Consider the following 17177-nt stretch of genomic DNA (forward strand, 5'->3'; position numbering starts at 1 on the left):
CGGCCGCTCTTCATACCGTTCGAAGCACAATAATTTTTTTTCAGTATAAGGATTGTAAAAAATATCAAGCAAGGGTTAGGGTTATAGTATAAATATTGTAAGATGATTGTGAACAATATTTTAAAACTGCATGGGTTTCGTTAGGAATATAAAATTCTAGAAATAGCTTAAAAAAATGATTAATCTGCAGGTTTATAAAATGCATAAATTTTCTTAAATTACAATAAGATGTTGTTTTTATTTTATAATATCTTGTCTAATATGTGATGCTTAATTAAACATAAAAATAGGGTGTGTTTTAATTATCTTGAAACTCGGGATAGATATATATATACAGAATATTGCTGTTTATCATATTGATTAGATTTTTGTTTCTTGGTAAAAGAGTGTAATAAGTGTATAAGTGTATAAGTGTATAAGTGTATAAGTGGAATAAGTGGAATAAGTGGAAACAAGAAGTATTGGCGAAGTAGCTCAGTTGGTTAGAGCAGAGGAATCATAATCCTTGTGTCGGGGGTTCAAGTCCCTTCTTCGCCACCATTATCTTTTTATGGTAGTTTATTTCTGAGTATTCGCGTGGGATTCGTTTGTCTATTTTTGATTTTTATAATTGAAATGATTTGTGAATTCTATTAGTTTAGTAATGTCTTGTTTTGTGGCTTTATATTTATTGAAGATGTGTTGAAATAAAGGGAATTTGTTTGATGTCAGATAAACATTTTGTTCGAGACAAAGAGAGTCTTGGTCTTAGTACTATAGGTCACGTTGATCATGGTAAGACGACGCTAACCGCGGCTATTACGAAGTACTATAGTGATGAGAAGAAGGGCTACGGCGATATTGACAGTGCGCCGGAAGAGCGGGTTCGAGGCATTACTATTTCTACTGCGCATGTACACTATAGGACTGAGAATCGTTTTTATAGCCACATTGATTGTCCTGGACACGCTGATTATGTGAAGAATATGATTACTGGTGCGGCGCAAGCTGATGGTGCTATTCTTGTATGTTCTGCAGATGACGGTCCTATGCCTCAGACGAAGGAGCATATTCTTTTAGCTCGTCAGATAGGTATTTCATCTTTGGTTGTTTATCTGAATAAGATCGATGTGATTAGGGATGAGGAGTTATTGGAGCTTGTTGAAGACGAGATTCGTACTCTTTTAAAATGCCATGGTTATCCTGGTGACGAAGTGCCTATTATTAGGGGTTCTGCTGACTGTGCGTTGCAGGGTAAGGAGAAAGATATGGGGGAAGATTCTATTCATGCTTTGATGCAGGCGATTGATTCTTATATTCCTACCCCATCTCGTTCTTTAGACAGTCCTTTTTTGATGCATATAGAGAGTTCTTGTACGGTTGAAGGTCGCGGTACTGTTGTGACTGGTCGAGTTAAGCGTGGTCAGCTTACAGCAGGGAGTGATGTTGAAATACTTGGTATGGGTGGCAAAAACCTTAAGGTCAAGTGTACAGACATAGAAATGTTTCGTCGCAAACTAGACAAAGCTATAGCTGGAGATAATGTTGGCTTGCTTCTTCGAGGAGTGAATAGAGCGGATGTTCCTAGGGGTAGGGTTGTTTGTGCTCCTGGTTCTATTAAAGATTATCGTAAGTTTATGGCCAATGTTTATGTGTTGACGAAAGAAGAAGGTGGTCGTCATACAGGTTTTTTAAATAATTATCGTCCTCAGTTTTTCATGGATACAGCTGACGTTACTGGTAAAGTAACTCTTCCTTCTGATGTGAAAGCTGTGATGCCTGGAGATAGGGTTGATTTAGAGATAGAGCTTATCAGTCCGATTGCGATGGAAAAAGACCAACGTTTTTCTATTCGTGAAGGAGGGAAGACCATAGGTGCTGGGATGATTACTAAAATCATAGAATAGCATGATATGATCGTGTGAATGAGAAGAAGTGTCTTTAGGAGTATAGCTCAGTTGGTAGAGCGGCGGTCTCCAAAACCGCAGGTCGTGGGTTCGAACCCCGCTGCTCCTGCCAAAAATTATTTGTGACAATGGTTTTTGTTGTTTTTTTGGATCTTTGGCGTTTTCCTCTTGCTTTATATGTTGAGTCATGTTCTAAAGATTATAAAGCGTTGTTCTTGGGGTGAGAGTTGATAAATTGGGTGTTTTAAGTTTTTTCAAACAAGTTAAGGATGAGTATAAGAAGATATTTTGGCCATCTCGCAATGAGGTTTTGGTTTCAGTTATCGTGGTGATAATTATGATATCTATGTCTTCGGCGTTTTTTTTTGTGGTTGATTATTTAATAGGGTGGTTTATGCATTCTCTTTTGGGCGTTGGTGAGTAATTGTTGAGTAATAGTGATAAAATGACAGCTTGTTGGTATATAATCCAAGTTTATTCTAATTGTGAAAAAAAAACGGTTGAGTTGATTCGTGGCAGATTAAATAGATCTGGATTAGATCACTTGGTTGAAGAAATTACTGTCCCTTCAGAAAAAGTAGTTTGTGTTCGCAAAGGACGAAAGGTTAATTCTGAACGTAGATTTTTCCCTGGATATGTGTTGATTAAGGCAGTTATGACTGATAAGGTGTATCATGCCATTAAGGATACTCCTAAGGTTATGGGTTTTCTTGGTTCTGGAAAGAATCCTGCGCCAGTTGCGGATTCTGAGATTGGTCGCATCATGAATCAGATAGAGGAGGCTGTTCAGAAGCCTGCATCTTCTGTTGTTTTTGAGATTGGTGAGCAGGTTTGTGTTTCTGATGGACCGTTTGCATCTTTTAATGGTATTGTAAAGGATGTTGATGAAGAGAGGTCTCGTCTTAAGGTAGAGGTTTCGATTTTTGGTCGCGCTACGCCGGTAGAGTTAGCGTATAATCAAGTTGAGAAGGTTGTATGATATTTTAGTTGCGGATTAATGTGTTTATGTAAGCATATCTTTTTTAAACATGCGTTATTTATGGTTTTGTATACAATGAAGTTGGTTGTTGTTTTTGGAAGGGCTAAGAATGGCTAAAGTGGTTTTTCGTAAAGTTAAATTGCAGATAGAATCAGGTTCTGCAAAACCTTCTCCGCCTGTTGGTCCTGTTATTGGGCAGACTGGTATTTCTATTATGGCATTTTGTAAGGCGTTTAATGCTGCAACCCAAGATATGGAAAAAGGTATCCCTATTCCAACTACTGTAACTTGTTATAAAGACAAGTCTTTTGATTTTACGATGAGTCAGCCGCCTGTAAGTTTTTTTCTTAAAAAAGAGGCAGGTGTTAAGTCGGGATCTAAGCTTCCTGGCAAGGAATCCTGTGGTTCTATTTCAAGAGAAAAAGTTAAAAAAATTGCAGAATTAAAGATGCAAGATATGGGTGCTATTAGCATTGAGGGTGCTGTGAGCATGGTAGAAGGTTCGGCTTTTTCAATGGGTATGAGTGTGGTGGATTAATATAATGTCTAAAATTTCTAAACGTATGCGAAAGATTGCTCAGGGAATTGATCGTTCAGCATTGTACGGTTTGAGTGATGCTGTGGCGATGATTAAAGAGCGTTCTGTAGCTAAATTTGATGAAACCGTTGAGATAGCAATGAATTTAGGGGTTGATTCTCGTCATGCTAATCAGATGGTTCGAGGTGTTGTCACTATGCCTAATGGTACGGGGGTAAATGTTCGTGTTGCGGTGTTTGCTACATCTTCTAAGGCTAGTGAGGCTATAGAAGCGGGTGCTGATATTGTTGGGGGGGAAGATCTTTTTGAAATTGTTAAAAGTGGAAAAATAGATTTTGATCGTTGTATTGCAACTCCAGATATGATGCCATTGGTTGGAAAATTAGGTAGAGTTTTAGGTCCTCGTGGGATTATGCCTAATTTGAGGGTTGGTACCGTGACAACAGATGTCGCTACTGCTGTTCGAGAGTCTAAAAGTGGTGCGGTTGATTTTCGTTCGGAGAAAGCGGGAATTGTTCATGCTGGGATAGGAAAAGTTTCTTTTGATAACAAAAAAATAGAAGAGAATGTTCTGGCTTTTGTTAGCGCTGTTTTGAAGGCAAAGCCTGCTGTTTCAAAAGGTGATTATGTGAAGCGCATTACTTTGTCATCGACTATGGGGTGTGGTATAAAGGTTGACCTTTCGAGTTTTGCTGTTTAATAATCTTATTGGGTTATTGTTTATGAATTTCTTAGCGATGTCTCTATGATTTTTGTTTTTAGAGGTATTCGTAGAAATGTTTTTTTTGTGTAGATGTAGAAGAACGGTTTAATTGTATTTATCATCGGGAGATGAAAGTTGAATAGGCAAGAAAAGAGTGTGGAAATTTCTGAATTAAGTAAGATTTTTTCTTCTTCTGGATCAGTTGTTGTTGCGCACTATAAGGGAATTAGTGTAGCGCAGATAAAAGATCTTCGAAAGAAAGTGCGAGAAGCTGGTGGAGGTGTAAAGGTTGCGAAAAATCGTCTTGTTAAGATTGCCGTCAGCGATACTAGTTTGAAGGGTGTTTCAGATCTTTTTGTTGGGCAATCATTGATTGTTTATTCGGTTGACCCTATTGTTGCTCCTAAGATTTCTGTGAGCTTTGCGAATGATAATAAACAGTTTGTGGTTCTTGGCGGTATTTTGGAGAAAGATATTCTTGACCAAGATTCTATCAAACGGATTGCTTCGTTGCCTAATATTGATGGTATTCGTTCTATGATCATTAGTGCTATTCAATTTAATTCGACTAGATTGGTAAATCTTCTTAATGCACCTCAGACTAAAATTGTTCGTGCTATTTCTGCTTTTGTAGATAAAAATCAACAAAGTTAGATCTCCAAGTTATTAAAAAAATAAAACCAAGAATAAGGAAAATGTGTGATATGTCCAATATTGAATCAATTGTTGAAAAATTATCGTCTCTTACGCTCCTTCAAGCGGCAGAACTTTCTAAAAGATTAGAAGAAGAATGGGGAGTTTCTGCTGCTGCTCCTGTAGCTGTTGTTGCGTCTGCGGCAGGGGAATCTGCTGCTGCTGTTGCTGAAAAAACTGAATTTGAGGTTTTTCTAGAAGGTTTTGATGCTAAGAAAAAAATCAGCGTTATAAAGGAAGTGCGGGCGATTACTGAATTGGGGCTTAAAGAAGCTAAAGATTTCGTGGAAAGTGCTCCTAAGAGCTTAAAAACGGGTGTTAGTAAGGATGAGGCAGAGGAGCTGAAGAAAAAGCTTGAAGCTGCTGGTGCAACTATAATCCTGCGTTAATTGATGGTGGTATAATCAGTTTTTTAGAAGCCTTTTAAGGGGGTTTGTTTCTAGAGAAAATATTTATATTTTCTTTTTCTTTATTTTATCATGAATTTGTTATGAGGAGAAACGATGGCGAAAGGCATTGTGTTCAATGGTCTCGGGCGTGCGCGCAAATTTTTTGGAAAAAATCCTGAGATAATTGACATACCTGATCTCATTGAAGTTCAGAAAGCGTCTTATGATCAGTTTTTAATGATGAACACTGCTCCCGAAGATCGTCCTAATGAGGGTTTGCAGGCTGCTTTTAAGTCTGTTTTCCCAATCAAGGCTTTTTCTGGGGCTGCGATGCTTGAATTTGTGTCTTATGAATTTGATCCTCCAAAGTTTGATGTGGATGATTGTTTGCGACGTGATTTGACGTATGCTGTTCCGTTAAAAATTATTTTACGCTTGATTGTTTTTGATGTAGATGAGTTTACTGGAGCTAAATCTATCAAAGATATAAAAGAGCAGAGTATTTATATGGGCGATGTTCCTCTTATGACTAAAGATGGAACTTTTGTTATTAATGGTACTCAGCGTATAGTTGTTTCTCAACTGCATCGTTCTCCTGGTATACATTTCGATCATGATAAGGGAAAAGCGAGCTTATCGGGTAAGCTGTTATATGCTTGTCGTATTATTCCTGATCAAGGTCTATGGATGGATATAGAGTTTGATTCTAAGGATATTATTCATATACGCATAGATAGACGTCGTAAAATTCCCGTTACGTCTTTTTTAATGGCTTTAGGTATGGATTCTGAAGAGATTCTCTCTACCTTTTATTCTAAGATTGTTTATTCTAAAAGAAATGATTTTTGGTGTTTTCCGTTTGATTCTACTCATTTGATGCTTAATTCAAAGGTTTCTTATGATCTTTTTGATGTTGATACTGGTGAGAAGATTATCGAAAGTGGGAAAAAAGTTACTGCGAGTTTGTTGAAAAACTTAGAAGAAAAGGGTGTTAAGTTTTTAGGGATTACGTCGGACTGTTTAAATGGTTTGTATGTAGCAGAAGACGTTGTTAATGGAGAAACTGGCGAGATATATAGTGAAGTCGGTGATGCGATCAATGAAGAAAGTTTAGAATCAATTTTAAATTGTGGTATTGAAGATATATCCATTCTTCACGTTGATTATTCTAGTAATAATACTTATGTGCGTAGCACATTGGTAGCGGATAAGAATAAAGATCGTAGAGACGCCCTTTTAGACATTTATCGTGTTATGCGCCCAGGAGATGTTTCTACTCTTGCTGCTGCAGAATCAATGTTTAATTTTCTTTTTTTTAATCCTGATAAGTACGATCTTTCAACTGTTGGTCGTGTTAAGATGAATATGCGTTTGAATCTTGATACTCCTGATGACGTGCGCTATATCAGAAAAGAAGATGTTATCGCCATTATCAAGATACTGGTTGATTTGCGTAACGGCAAGGGAACGATTGATGATATCGATAATTTAGGAAATCGGCGAGTTCGTTCTGTCGGTGAGATGTTAAAAAATCAATATCGTCTGGGGTTATTGCGGATGGAGCGTTCCATTAAGGAGCGTATTTCGGCAGTTGATATTGATTCTGTTATGCCTCAAGATCTTATTAATGCTAAACCTGTGGTTTCTGCTGTTCGTGAATTCTTTTGTTCTTCACAGCTTTCTCAGCTTGAAGAGCATGTGAATTCTCTTTCGCGTATTACGCACACGCGTCGTTTATCTGCTTTAGGTCAAGGAGGTGTAGCAAGAGCTAGAGCAGGGGTAGAAATGCGAGATGTGCATCCAACGCATTATGGTCGTATTTGTCCTGCAGAAACGTCAGAAGGTCATAATATTGGTTTGGTGAGCTCTCTTACATCTTTTGCGCGTGTTAATGCATATGGTTTTATTGAAACTCCGTACCGCAAAGTTTGTAATGGTAAGGTTACGGATGAAGTCGTATACCTTTCCGCTATGGAAGAAGAAAATCGTTATATTTCGCAGGCCAGTGCATCTCTTGATGAGAATGGTGCTTTTACAGAAGATTTAGTTTTTTGTCGCTGTGCAGGGGAAGAAATTCTTGTTCCTAAAGAAAAAATAGACTTTATAGATGCTTCTCCTAAGCAGGTGGTTTCAATAGCAGCTTCACTTATTCCATTTTTAGAAAATGATGATTCCAATCGTGTTTTGATGGGCTGTAATATGCAACGTCAGGCGGTTCCTTTGTTAAAAGCGGAGGCTCCTTTTGTTGGTACTGGTATGGAGTCGGTTGTCGCTAAAAGTTCCGGAGCGGCTATTGTTGCAAAACGTGCTGGAATCGTAGAACAGGTTGATGCGATACGTATAGTAATTCGTGTGGTAGAAGACGATCTTGATCCTTCTGCTTCTGGGGTTGATATTTATCGATTGATGAAATTTCAACGTTCTAATCAAAATACTTGTGTTAATCAGCGTCCACTAGTGAAAGTTGGAGATGAGGTTCGCAGAAATGACATTATAGCAGATGGTCCATCTACAGATTTAGGGGATCTGGCGCTTGGTCGTAATATGCTTGTCGCTTTTGTTCCTTGGCACGGGTATAATTTTGAAGATTCTATGTTAATATCTGAACGTATGGTTTCTGAAGATGTCTTTACTTCTATTCATATAGAAGAATTTGAAGTTATGGCACGTGATACTAAACTAGGACCAGAAGAAATTACTCGTGATATACCTAATGTATCAGAAGAAGGATTAAAAAATATTGATGAATGTGGAATCATTTGTGTTGGGGCAGAGGTTAATCCTGGTGATATCTTAGTAGGAAAGATAACTCCTAAAGGTGAAAGTCCGATGACTCCTGAAGAAAAGCTTTTGCGAGCTATTTTTGGCGAAAAAGCTGTAGATGTACGTGATACATCTTTGCGTGTTCCTTCTGGGGTGTCTGGTACGGTTGTTGAAGTTCGTATTTTTAATCGTCATGGTGTTGATAAGAATGAACGTTCTATATCTGTTGAGCGAGAACAGATTGATCTTCTTATTCGAGATAAGGATGATGAGCAGGCAATTTTAGATCGCAATGTTTATAGTCGTCTGAAAGAAATTTTATGTGGTCAAACGGCGATTTCTGGACCTAAAGATTTTAAAAAGTTATCTGTTCTTTCAAGTGATTTAATCTCAAGGTATCAGCGTTCTCAATGGTGGCAGTTTGCGGTTCAAGATGAAAAAGTACAGCGAAATGTCGAATCTTTAAAAACTCAATACGAAACTTCTAAATCTATCCTTGAAAATCGTTTTAAGAATAAAATTGATAAAATCCAATGGGGCGATGATATGCCTCCTGGCGTTTTAAGGGTGATTAAAGTGTTTGTTGCGATGAAGCGTCCAATTCAGTCAGGGGATAAAATGGCTGGGCGTCATGGTAATAAAGGAATTGTTTCTCGCATATTGCCTTGTGAGGATATGCCGTTTCTCGAGGATGGTACTTCTGTTGATATTGTACTTAATCCATTAGGTGTTCCTTCTCGTATGAATGTTGGGCAGATTTTCGAAACTCATCTTGGATGGGCTTCTGTTGGTCTTGGGAAAAAGATCAAAAGTAGTATCAATGATTATAAAGCTAATGGTGATATAGGGCCATTGCGGAGTTTTCTAGAGAAGATAATAGGAAATGGTCCTCATGCTGAAAAGATATCAGAATACGATGATGATTCTGTATTGCGTTTAGCAGAACAATGGAAATCAGGTGTTCCTGTTTCAACGCCCGTATTTGATGGGGCTGATGAAGATGCTATAAATTCGATGCTTCGTATGGCTGACTTAGATGAAAGTGGACAGTCTATTTTATATGATGGTATTACTGGTGAGCCATTTGATCGACCTGTGACCGTTGGGTATATTTATATGTTGAAGCTTAATCATATGGTTTCAGATAAAGTTTATGCTCGTTCTACTGGAAGTTATTCACTTGTTACACAGCAGCCTTTAGGTGGAAAATCTAACAGAGGTGGTCAGCGTTTAGGAGAGATGGAAGTGAGATGTACGCAGGCTTATGGTGCTGCTTATGTTTTGCAAGAAATGCTGACAATCAAGTCTGACGATGTTGTGGGTCGTACTAAAGTTTATGAATCTATTGTCGCAGGAAACAATACTTTTGAAACAGGTATACCGGAGAGTTTCAATGTTTTAATTAAAGAAATGCAAGCTTTAGGTTTGAGTATTGATTTAGAAAATTCGCACACAAAAAACAGCGCAAAAGCAAAAAAATTTCTGATTTAAGTAAATATGAATAAGAGATAATAGAGAAGAAAGAATTTTTCTTTTTTTTTGGATATTTTGCCTTTGAATGGGAGAGATAAAATATGCAGCAAGAGGTTATGAGATTTTTAAATCCTTGGACAGATGATAGAGAATTTGATTCCGTCAGGATTTCAATTGCCTCTCCAGAAAAGATTATATCATTGTCTTATGGTGAGATAAAAAAGCCTGAGACAATTAATTATCGTACTTTTAAACCGGAAAGAGACGGTTTATTTTGCGCGCGTATTTTTGGTCCTATTAAAGACTACGAATGTATATGTGGTAAGTATAAGCGCATGAAGTATAAGGGAATTATTTGTGAAAAGTGCGGTGTGGAGGTGACGTTATCTTCTGTTCGCCGGGATCGCATGGCTCATATTCAGTTGGCTTGTCCTGTTGCTCATCCGTGGTTTCTTAAATCTTTGCCATCTCGTATATCTATGTTACTTGATATGACTTTAAAAGATGTAGAGCGTGTTTTATATTTTGAGAGTTACGTTGTTGTTGATCCTGGTCTATCTTCATTAGAAAAATATCAAATTTTGACAGAAGAAGAATATGTAGAAGCAGTAAATCAATTTGGGCACGATCAATTTACTGCTATGATGGGCGCAGATGCAATACGCGAGTTATTAATTGGATTGGATTTACAGAATTTGGCTATTACTTTGCGTAGTCAACTAAGTAAATCTTCTTCTATTTTTAGAAGAAAAAAGATAATAAAACGCCTTAAAATTGTGGATAATTTTATCATTTCAGGGAATAAACCTGAATGGATGGTTATGACCGTTATTCCTGTTCTTCCTCCTGATTTAAGGCCGTTAGTAGCTCTTGATTTTGGAAGATTTGCAGCTTCTGATTTAAATGATTTATATCGTCGGGTTATTGGTAGAAATAATCGATTGATGAGATTAAAAAGTTTGCATGCTCCAGACATTATTGTGCGCAATGAGAAGAGAATGTTGCAAGAATCGGTTGATGCTTTGTTTGATAATGGGCGCCATAAGCGTGTGGTAACCGGTGCAAATAGGCGTCCTTTGAAGTCGTTGTCTGATATGTTGAAAGGTAAACAGGGGCGATTTAGAACAAATCTTCTTGGAAAGAGAGTCGATTATTCTGGTCGTAGTGTTATTGTGGCAGGTCCAGAGTTACTTTTGCATCAGTGCGGACTTCCTAAGCTAATGGCACTTGAATTATTCAAACCTTTCTTATATGCACAGTTAGAAAAAAAAGGATATGTTTCTACTGTTAAACAAGCTAAAAAGTTTGTTGAAAAAGAGAAGCCTGAAGTTTGGGATGTGCTTGCTGAGGTTGTTCACCAACATGTCGTATTGCTTAATCGTGCTCCGAGTTTGCATCGTTTAAGTATGCAGGCTTTTGAACCAAAGATTATAAGTGGAAAAGCTATTCAGCTTCATCCTTTGGTATGTGCAGGGTATAATGCTGACTTTGATGGAGATCAGATGGCAGTTTATGTCGTTATTTCTCCTGAAGCGCAGTTGGAAGCACGTGTATTGATGTTATCTACAAATAATCTTTTGCATCCAGCAAGTGGAGTTCCCGTTGTAGTTCCTTCGCAAGATATGGTTTTAGGTCTTTATTATTTGTCTATTGTTCATGAAGGAGAGCCAGGTGAAGGAATGATTTTTGCTGATATCAGCGAGGTATATCATGCACTTGAGCATAAAGTAGTGACGTTGCATTCAAAAATTCGTGGAAGATATAAAAATATTGATGAAAAAGGCAATTGGACTTCAACAGTATATGATACAACTCCAGGGCGTATGATTATAGGTGAAATATTACCTCGCCATCATAATATTTCGTTTGATCTTTGCAATCAGGAAATGATTAAGAAAAACATTTCGTCCATGGTAGATGCGATTTATCGTCATTGTGGACAGAAAAGTACGGTTTCTTTCTGTGATGACCTTATGCGTTTAGGATTTCGTTATGCGTGTTCTTCTGGAATTTCTTTTGGTAAAGATGATATAATTGTTCCTGAGTCAAAGGAAAGTATTATTGCCAAAGCCGATGAGATGGTTAAAGAATATGAAAATCAATATAATGATGGATTGATTACACGTGGTGAAAAATATAATAAAGTCGTTGATTTATGGGGTAAGACAACTGATAAAGTGACCGAAGAAATGATGGCGCGTATTAAACAAGTTGAATTTGATCCAGAAACTGGTCGTCAAAAGCAGATGAATTCTATATTTATGATGTCTCATTCTGGTGCCCGTAGTTCTATACATCAGATGCGTCAGCTTGGTGGAATGAGAGGTTTGATAGCGAAGCCATCAGGGGAAATTATTGAATCTCCTATTCGTTCTCACTTTAAAGACGGTCTTTATGGATTTGAGTTCTTCCAATCTTGTGTCGGTGGTCGTAAAGGATTGCTTGATGTTGTTATGAGAACTGCTAGTTCTGGTTACTTAAGTCGTAGACTTGTAGATGTTGCTCAGAATTGCATTGTCAATCAAGTTGATTGTAAGACGAAAAAAGGTTTGACTATTACGCATATAGTAGATTCAGGACAAGTAGTTTATTCTCTTGGGAATAGAATTTTAGGACGTACTACTCTTGATGATATTATCAATCCATCTACAAATGAATGCATTATAAGTGCCGGTAATTTAATACTTGAATCACATGTTAATGAAATTGAGAAATGTGGTATTCGTTCTGTGAAGATCCGTTCTGTGTTAACTTGTGAAGCTAGTAAAGGAGTATGTTCTCTTTGTTATGGTCGGGATCTCGCTCGAGGAACTCTTGTTAACGTAGGTGAAGCTGTCGGTGTGATTGCCGCTCAGTCAATAGGTGAGCCTGGAACACAGTTGACAATGCGTACTTTCCATCTTGGAGGTGCGGTGACAGTTATGGATCGATCTTTTCTTGAGTCCTCTTGTGAGGGGACGGTCAAGATCAAAAATCGTAGTGTTTGTCGTAATTCTACAAATGACCTTATTTCAATGGGTCGTAATACAACACTTCAAATTTTGGATACATCTGGGCAAGAGCAATCTTCACATCGTATTATGTATGGTGCTAAACTATTTGTTGATGATGGTGATGAAATAAAATGTGGGCAGCGTATTTCTGAATGGGATCCCCATACTTTCCCAATGATAACCGAAGTTTCTGGAACTGTAGAATTTGAGGATCTTGTGGATGGTATTTCTGTGATAGAAAGCATTGGTGAATCTACAGGTATTGCTAAAAGAAAAGTTATTGATTGGCGATTTACTAGTCGAGGTCAAAATTTAAAACCAGCTATCGTTGTTAAAGATGAAAATGGTGCTGTGTTGAAATTTGCTCGTGGAACAGATGCTCGATTCTTTTTGCCGGTAGATGCGATTCTTTCTGTCTCTCCTGGACAAAAAGTTTCTACAGGGGATGTTTTGTCTCGTTGGCCAATATCTAGTGCTAAGACGAAAGATATCACGAGTGGATTGCCACGAGTTGCTGAGCTTTTTGAAGCACGTCGTCCTAAAAATCATGCTATATTAGCAGAAATTAGCGGGACTATTAGAATAAAAAGAAATTATAAGAACAAATCTCGCGTATTGATTGAACCTTTTGAAGAAGGCATCGATCCTGTCGAATACTTTATCCCAAAAAATAAACATTTTTATTTACAGGATGGGGATCATGTTGAAAAAGGTGATTATATTCTTGATGGGAATCCTGTTCCGCATGATATTTTAAGAATAAAGGGCATAGAAGCATTGGCCTCTTATCTCATTAATGAGGTTCAAGAAGTTTATCTTCTAGAAGGTGTGACGATCAATGATAAGCATCTAGAAACTGTGTTACGTCAAATGTTGCAGAAAGTTGAAATTACTGATCCAGTTGATACTGAATATATATTAGGCGATGTTGTTGATCGCATCGAAATAGAAGAGTTGAATAAATCTCGTGTACAAGAAGGGAAGAAAGAGATTTCTTTTTCTCTTGTACTTCAAGGTATTACAAGGGCTTCTCTAGATACTAACTCATTTATGTCAGCTGCTTCCTTTCAGGAAACAACAAAAGTTCTTACAGAAGCAGCAATTGCTGGTAAAGTTGATATGTTAGAAGGTCTTAAAGAAAATGTTATTGTAGGTCGTTTGATTCCTGCAGGAACAGGGGCTATTTTGCACGAAAAACGTCGTATTGCTATGAATAGAGATCAAATGATTCTTAAAGAAAGATCTAATTCTTTATCGGATCAAGATTGTAACAACACAACCGTTCAAGGGATGATATCAGAATAGTAGTAATATATGAGTAATATATTATGTAATTTTTTGTTGTGCTATTATAGTAGCTGTTTTGCGTCATAATTAATTTTTACGGTAAGGTTATTAGGAAATTGATGAGTAGCGCTGAAATATCATAAATTTGTACTGATATTGGAATTATAATGATATTCGCTATTTTAAAGGAATTGATCTCTTGATTTTCATCATTAGATCACAATGTTTAGCCTTTGTGAAAGATGTGAACAGTTTTTTTATTTCGCATAATTAAAGATGCTCTTACGATGGTAGAAAAAATATAATTGTTCTAGCAACAATAAAATATATGGGAATAGATATCGGTATTTCGATGAATCTAGTATACTTATTTAATCAGAGAGAAAGTTTTTTGAATTTATAACCTTCAATCATAAATATTTTATATTACTAATAAGAAATCCAATATATGTTTGACAGGAAGATCTGTTGATAAATTTGACCAATTTCTTATTAATATAACAGTGAAAAAATTTAAATAAATTATAAAAAAGTGATTTTTATAATTTTATTTTTTTAGATTAAGGAGATAATAGGATGAAAATTATTGTTTAATATACTATTAGATCCTTGTAATTTTATTTTTCCATGGTATTTATCCAATAATTGTACTATTAAAACTAGATAATGTGGCGTGTTTTCCCGTAATTATTGAAAAATAAACAATTGTAAAATCGTCCTGCATAGATTTATTTATAGTTGTTATTGTATATTTCATCTATTTTTTATCTTCTGGTTATTGCCAATTTCCAGCAATATGGGGTATAGATAAATACATGTATATATTCTTTGATGTGGAAAGAATGCTATTATTTTAAATTGCGTTTCCGATTTTTATTTATAATACCTTAGTTGTTTTATGTTTTGTTAGTCATAATCAGGGATTATAGTGAGGAAAATTTAACCGAAATACTATACTTCCATATGGTTTTTCGAAGAATAGAGTGAATTGCACATATCTTAAAGTGATCGTTAAAATTCAAGATAGAGGTATTGGATAAGGTATCATATAGTGGTTGGTCATTACATAATTTATGTTATGTTCGGAATATGAAAGAAGGATTTTAATTTATGGAAAATAAATCGTCAGAAAAAACACAAAATCCTCAATTTCAAAAAAGAAGATGATTTATTTAAACAAGCTCTTTTATATCATCAATATCCTTCTCCAGGGAAATTAGAAATTAATGCAACTAAAATATTGAATGATCAAAAAGATCTTTCTCTGGCGTATTCTCCAGGTGTGGCAGCTCCTTGTATGATGATTGCTAAAGATCCTTCTAAAGCTGCTATGTATACTAATCGTTCTAATCTTGTGGCGGTAATTTCTAATGGTTCTGCTGTTCTTGGGTTGGGGAATATTGGTCCTTTAGCTTCTAAGCCTGTGATGGAAGGAAAGGCAGTATTATTTAAGAAATTTGCGGGAATTGATGTATTTGATATAGAAATTGATGCAACAGATGTTGACACAATGGTTTCAACAATTACCGCATTGGAACCAACATTCGGAGGTATTAACTTAGAAGATATTAAAGCTCCGGAGTGTTTTGAAGTAGAAAAAATTTTATCGCAAAAATTAAAAATAGCTTGTCTTCATGATGATCAGCATGGAACAGCTGTTACTGTTACGGCTGCAGTTCTCAATGGAATGAAATTGGTAGGTAAAGAATTTAGTGATATTAAAATTGTCACTTTAGGAGCGGGAGCCGCTGCATTGGCTTGCTTGAATCTATTAGTTACAATGGGAGTGCGACGAGAGAATATTTGGGTTCATGATTTAGAAGGTCTTGTGTATAAAAATCGTAAGAAAAAAATAGATAAGTGGAAAGCAGTTTACGCTCAGAATAGTGGTCCAAAGACACTTGCTGAGACAATGCAAGATGCTGACGTATTCCTTGGTTTATCTGTTGCAGGAGCTCTTGATTCTACTGTTTTACAATATATGGCTAAAAATCCATTGATTATGACTTTGGCTAATCCAATTCCTGAGATTATGCCTGATGAGGTGAAAAAAAATCGGCCGGATGCAATGATTTGCACGGGTCGTTCTGATTTTTCTAATCAGGTTAACAATGTCCTTTGTTTCCCTTATATTTTTAGAGGGGCATTAGATTGTGGGGCGACTTCTATAAATGAAGAGATGAAGGTTGCGGCGGCGCGTGCTATGGCTGCATTGGTTCGTGATGTTCCTCCTGATGCAGTATTTGATGATTTTTCGAAAGAATCTCCTGTTTTTGGGCCGAATTACCTTATTCCATCTCCTTTTGATTCTAATTTGATGTTGTACATTGCTCCTGCAGTTGCTAAGGCTGCCGAAGAAACGGGAGTTGCTTCTTCTCCGATTAAAGATTATGACCATTATAGTGATTCCTTAAAACGTTTTTTGTTTCCAGGAAGATCATTGATGAAAAGATTTTTTTCTATTGCAAAAAATGCGGATTCAAAACGTGTTATATTTTCTTTAGGTGAAAATGATTCTGTTTTGCGTGCTGCGCAATTATTAATAAAAGAAAAGATAGCTAGACCAGTTCTTGTAGGTTCTGCTGATACTATTCAAGAAAATATTCGTTGCCATGATTTGCAAATTATTGCTGAAAAAGACTTTGATATTATTGATCCGAATAATAGGCAATCTCTTAAATATTATGTGGATTTGTATTGTTCATTAAATGGCGAAAATGGCATATCTTCTGATGAAGCGTATGATTTGCTTCGTTCTAATGCTGTGACTTTGAGTATTTTAGCGCTTAAAAGCGGAAAAGCAGATGCGATGATTGGTATATCTCAATCTGAAAGTAGCTATGAAAGTCATTTAACAGATATTAATAAAATTATAGGGAAAAGATCTGGTATTAGTAATTATTCCGCAGTGAGTATATTCATTATACAGGGTAAAGTATTTTTCTTAACAGATACAAGTGTTTCCGTCGATCCCTCTGCAACAGAGATAGCAGAAAATACGCTATTAGCATCTCAGACAATACGTTCTCTTGGAATGAAATCACAAGTTTCTTTATTATATCCTTCTGATAGTAGATTTCATGGTACAAAGAGTTCTTTAAAAATGCGCGAATCTTTTGAGAAGATACGCGAACTGTTTAAGGAATCAGGTATTGATGACATCATACAAGAAAAAAATAATTTTTCTGATATTTTCTGTGCGCAATCTATGCAAGATATATCGAACTCTCACAATGCTCACTTATTAGTTTTTCCTAATATTGATTTTGCAAGTGTTTCCTTGGAAATGGTAGAATCTATTCCAAATGGATTGTATATTGGGACAATTTTATTGGGTTCAGCATTACCAGTGCATATTTTACCTTCTGCTGTTGGTACAAGGGAAATTATTGATACAGCAGTGTTAGCGATAGCGGGTAATAATAAATAAAAATATAAGTTGTAAATAATTCAGGGAAGTAAATTTTATTTTC

Annotated in this window: 10 protein-coding genes and 2 tRNA genes; all 12 read left to right on the forward strand. The window is 36.4% G+C overall.

Translation table 11 applies throughout. From position 1 onward, the window contains the following. The first annotated feature begins 463 nt into the window (after positions 1–463). The 12 genes from G293_RS04140 to G293_RS04195 all read left to right on the forward strand — a co-directional run bounded on the left by G293_RS04140 (position 464) and on the right by G293_RS04195 (position 17134). Positions 464–540 (forward strand) — tRNA-Met (locus G293_RS04140). Positions 541–704: 164 nt separating this feature from the next. Then, complete coding sequence (gene tuf / locus G293_RS04145) at positions 705–1886, forward strand: elongation factor Tu (protein ID WP_047263908.1); 1182 nt, start codon at positions 705–707, stop codon at positions 1884–1886. A 36-nt stretch (positions 1887–1922) separates the two neighbouring features. Next, a tRNA-Trp gene (locus tag G293_RS04150) sits at positions 1923–1998 on the forward strand. Positions 1999–2106: 108 nt separating this feature from the next. Continuing rightward, positions 2107–2310: a preprotein translocase subunit SecE gene (gene secE / locus G293_RS04155; RefSeq protein WP_047264425.1), complete on the forward strand. Its 204-nt coding sequence runs from the start codon at positions 2107–2109 to the stop codon at positions 2308–2310. A 21-nt stretch (positions 2311–2331) separates the two neighbouring features. After that, on the forward strand, positions 2332–2865 hold the full coding sequence (gene nusG / locus G293_RS04160) for a transcription termination/antitermination protein NusG (protein WP_047264724.1): 534 nt from the start codon (positions 2332–2334) through the stop codon (positions 2863–2865). A 109-nt stretch (positions 2866–2974) separates the two neighbouring features. Further along, a complete protein-coding gene (rplK, locus tag G293_RS04165; RefSeq protein ID WP_047264426.1) occupies positions 2975–3403 on the forward strand; it encodes a 50S ribosomal protein L11 in 429 nt (142 codons plus the stop codon). Between the two features lie 4 nt (positions 3404–3407). Beyond that, positions 3408–4103: a 50S ribosomal protein L1 gene (gene rplA / locus G293_RS04170; protein WP_047264427.1), complete on the forward strand. Its 696-nt coding sequence runs from the start codon at positions 3408–3410 to the stop codon at positions 4101–4103. A gap of 138 nt (positions 4104–4241) precedes the next feature. Then, entirely contained in the window at positions 4242–4760 is a 519-nt protein-coding gene (rplJ, locus tag G293_RS04175) for a 50S ribosomal protein L10 (RefSeq protein ID WP_047264428.1), read from the forward strand. Between the two features lie 50 nt (positions 4761–4810). Beyond that, positions 4811–5188, forward strand: a complete 378-nt coding sequence (gene rplL / locus G293_RS04180) for a 50S ribosomal protein L7/L12 (RefSeq protein ID WP_047264429.1) — start codon at positions 4811–4813, stop codon at positions 5186–5188. A 114-nt stretch (positions 5189–5302) separates the two neighbouring features. Beyond that, positions 5303–9442, forward strand: coding sequence for a DNA-directed RNA polymerase subunit beta (gene rpoB, locus G293_RS04185; RefSeq protein WP_047264430.1), 4140 nt, complete (start codon positions 5303–5305; stop codon positions 9440–9442). 83 nt (positions 9443–9525) lie between these two features. Next, on the forward strand, positions 9526–13722 hold the full coding sequence (rpoC, locus tag G293_RS04190) for a DNA-directed RNA polymerase subunit beta' (RefSeq protein WP_047264431.1): 4197 nt from the start codon (positions 9526–9528) through the stop codon (positions 13720–13722). Between the two features lie 1099 nt (positions 13723–14821). Further along, the gene (locus G293_RS04195; RefSeq protein ID WP_047264432.1) at positions 14822–17134 is read left to right on the forward strand and encodes a phosphate acyltransferase; all 2313 of its coding nucleotides are present in this window, start codon (positions 14822–14824) and stop codon (positions 17132–17134) included. Positions 17135–17177 lie beyond the last annotated feature (43 nt).

This window comes from Candidatus Liberibacter africanus PTSAPSY, assembly GCF_001021085.1.
In the GTDB taxonomy this organism is placed as follows: domain Bacteria; phylum Pseudomonadota; class Alphaproteobacteria; order Rhizobiales; family Rhizobiaceae; genus Liberibacter; species Liberibacter africanus.

What these genes read in the sequence shown, in the direction of transcription:
- rpoB (WP_047264430.1), top strand. Translation starts at nt 5,303, where the DNA reads ATGGCGAAAGGCATTGTGTTCAATGGTCTCGGGCGTGCGCGCAAATTT.
- tuf (WP_047263908.1), top strand. Translation starts at nt 705, where the DNA reads ATGTCAGATAAACATTTTGTTCGAGACAAAGAGAGTCTTGGTCTTAGT.
- rplL (WP_047264429.1), top strand. Translation starts at nt 4,811, where the DNA reads ATGTCCAATATTGAATCAATTGTTGAAAAATTATCGTCTCTTACGCTC.
- rplA (WP_047264427.1), top strand. Translation starts at nt 3,408, where the DNA reads ATGTCTAAAATTTCTAAACGTATGCGAAAGATTGCTCAGGGAATTGAT.
- nusG (WP_047264724.1), top strand. Translation starts at nt 2,332, where the DNA reads ATGACAGCTTGTTGGTATATAATCCAAGTTTATTCTAATTGTGAAAAA.
- rplK (WP_047264426.1), top strand. Translation starts at nt 2,975, where the DNA reads ATGGCTAAAGTGGTTTTTCGTAAAGTTAAATTGCAGATAGAATCAGGT.
- rpoC (WP_047264431.1), top strand. Translation starts at nt 9,526, where the DNA reads ATGCAGCAAGAGGTTATGAGATTTTTAAATCCTTGGACAGATGATAGA.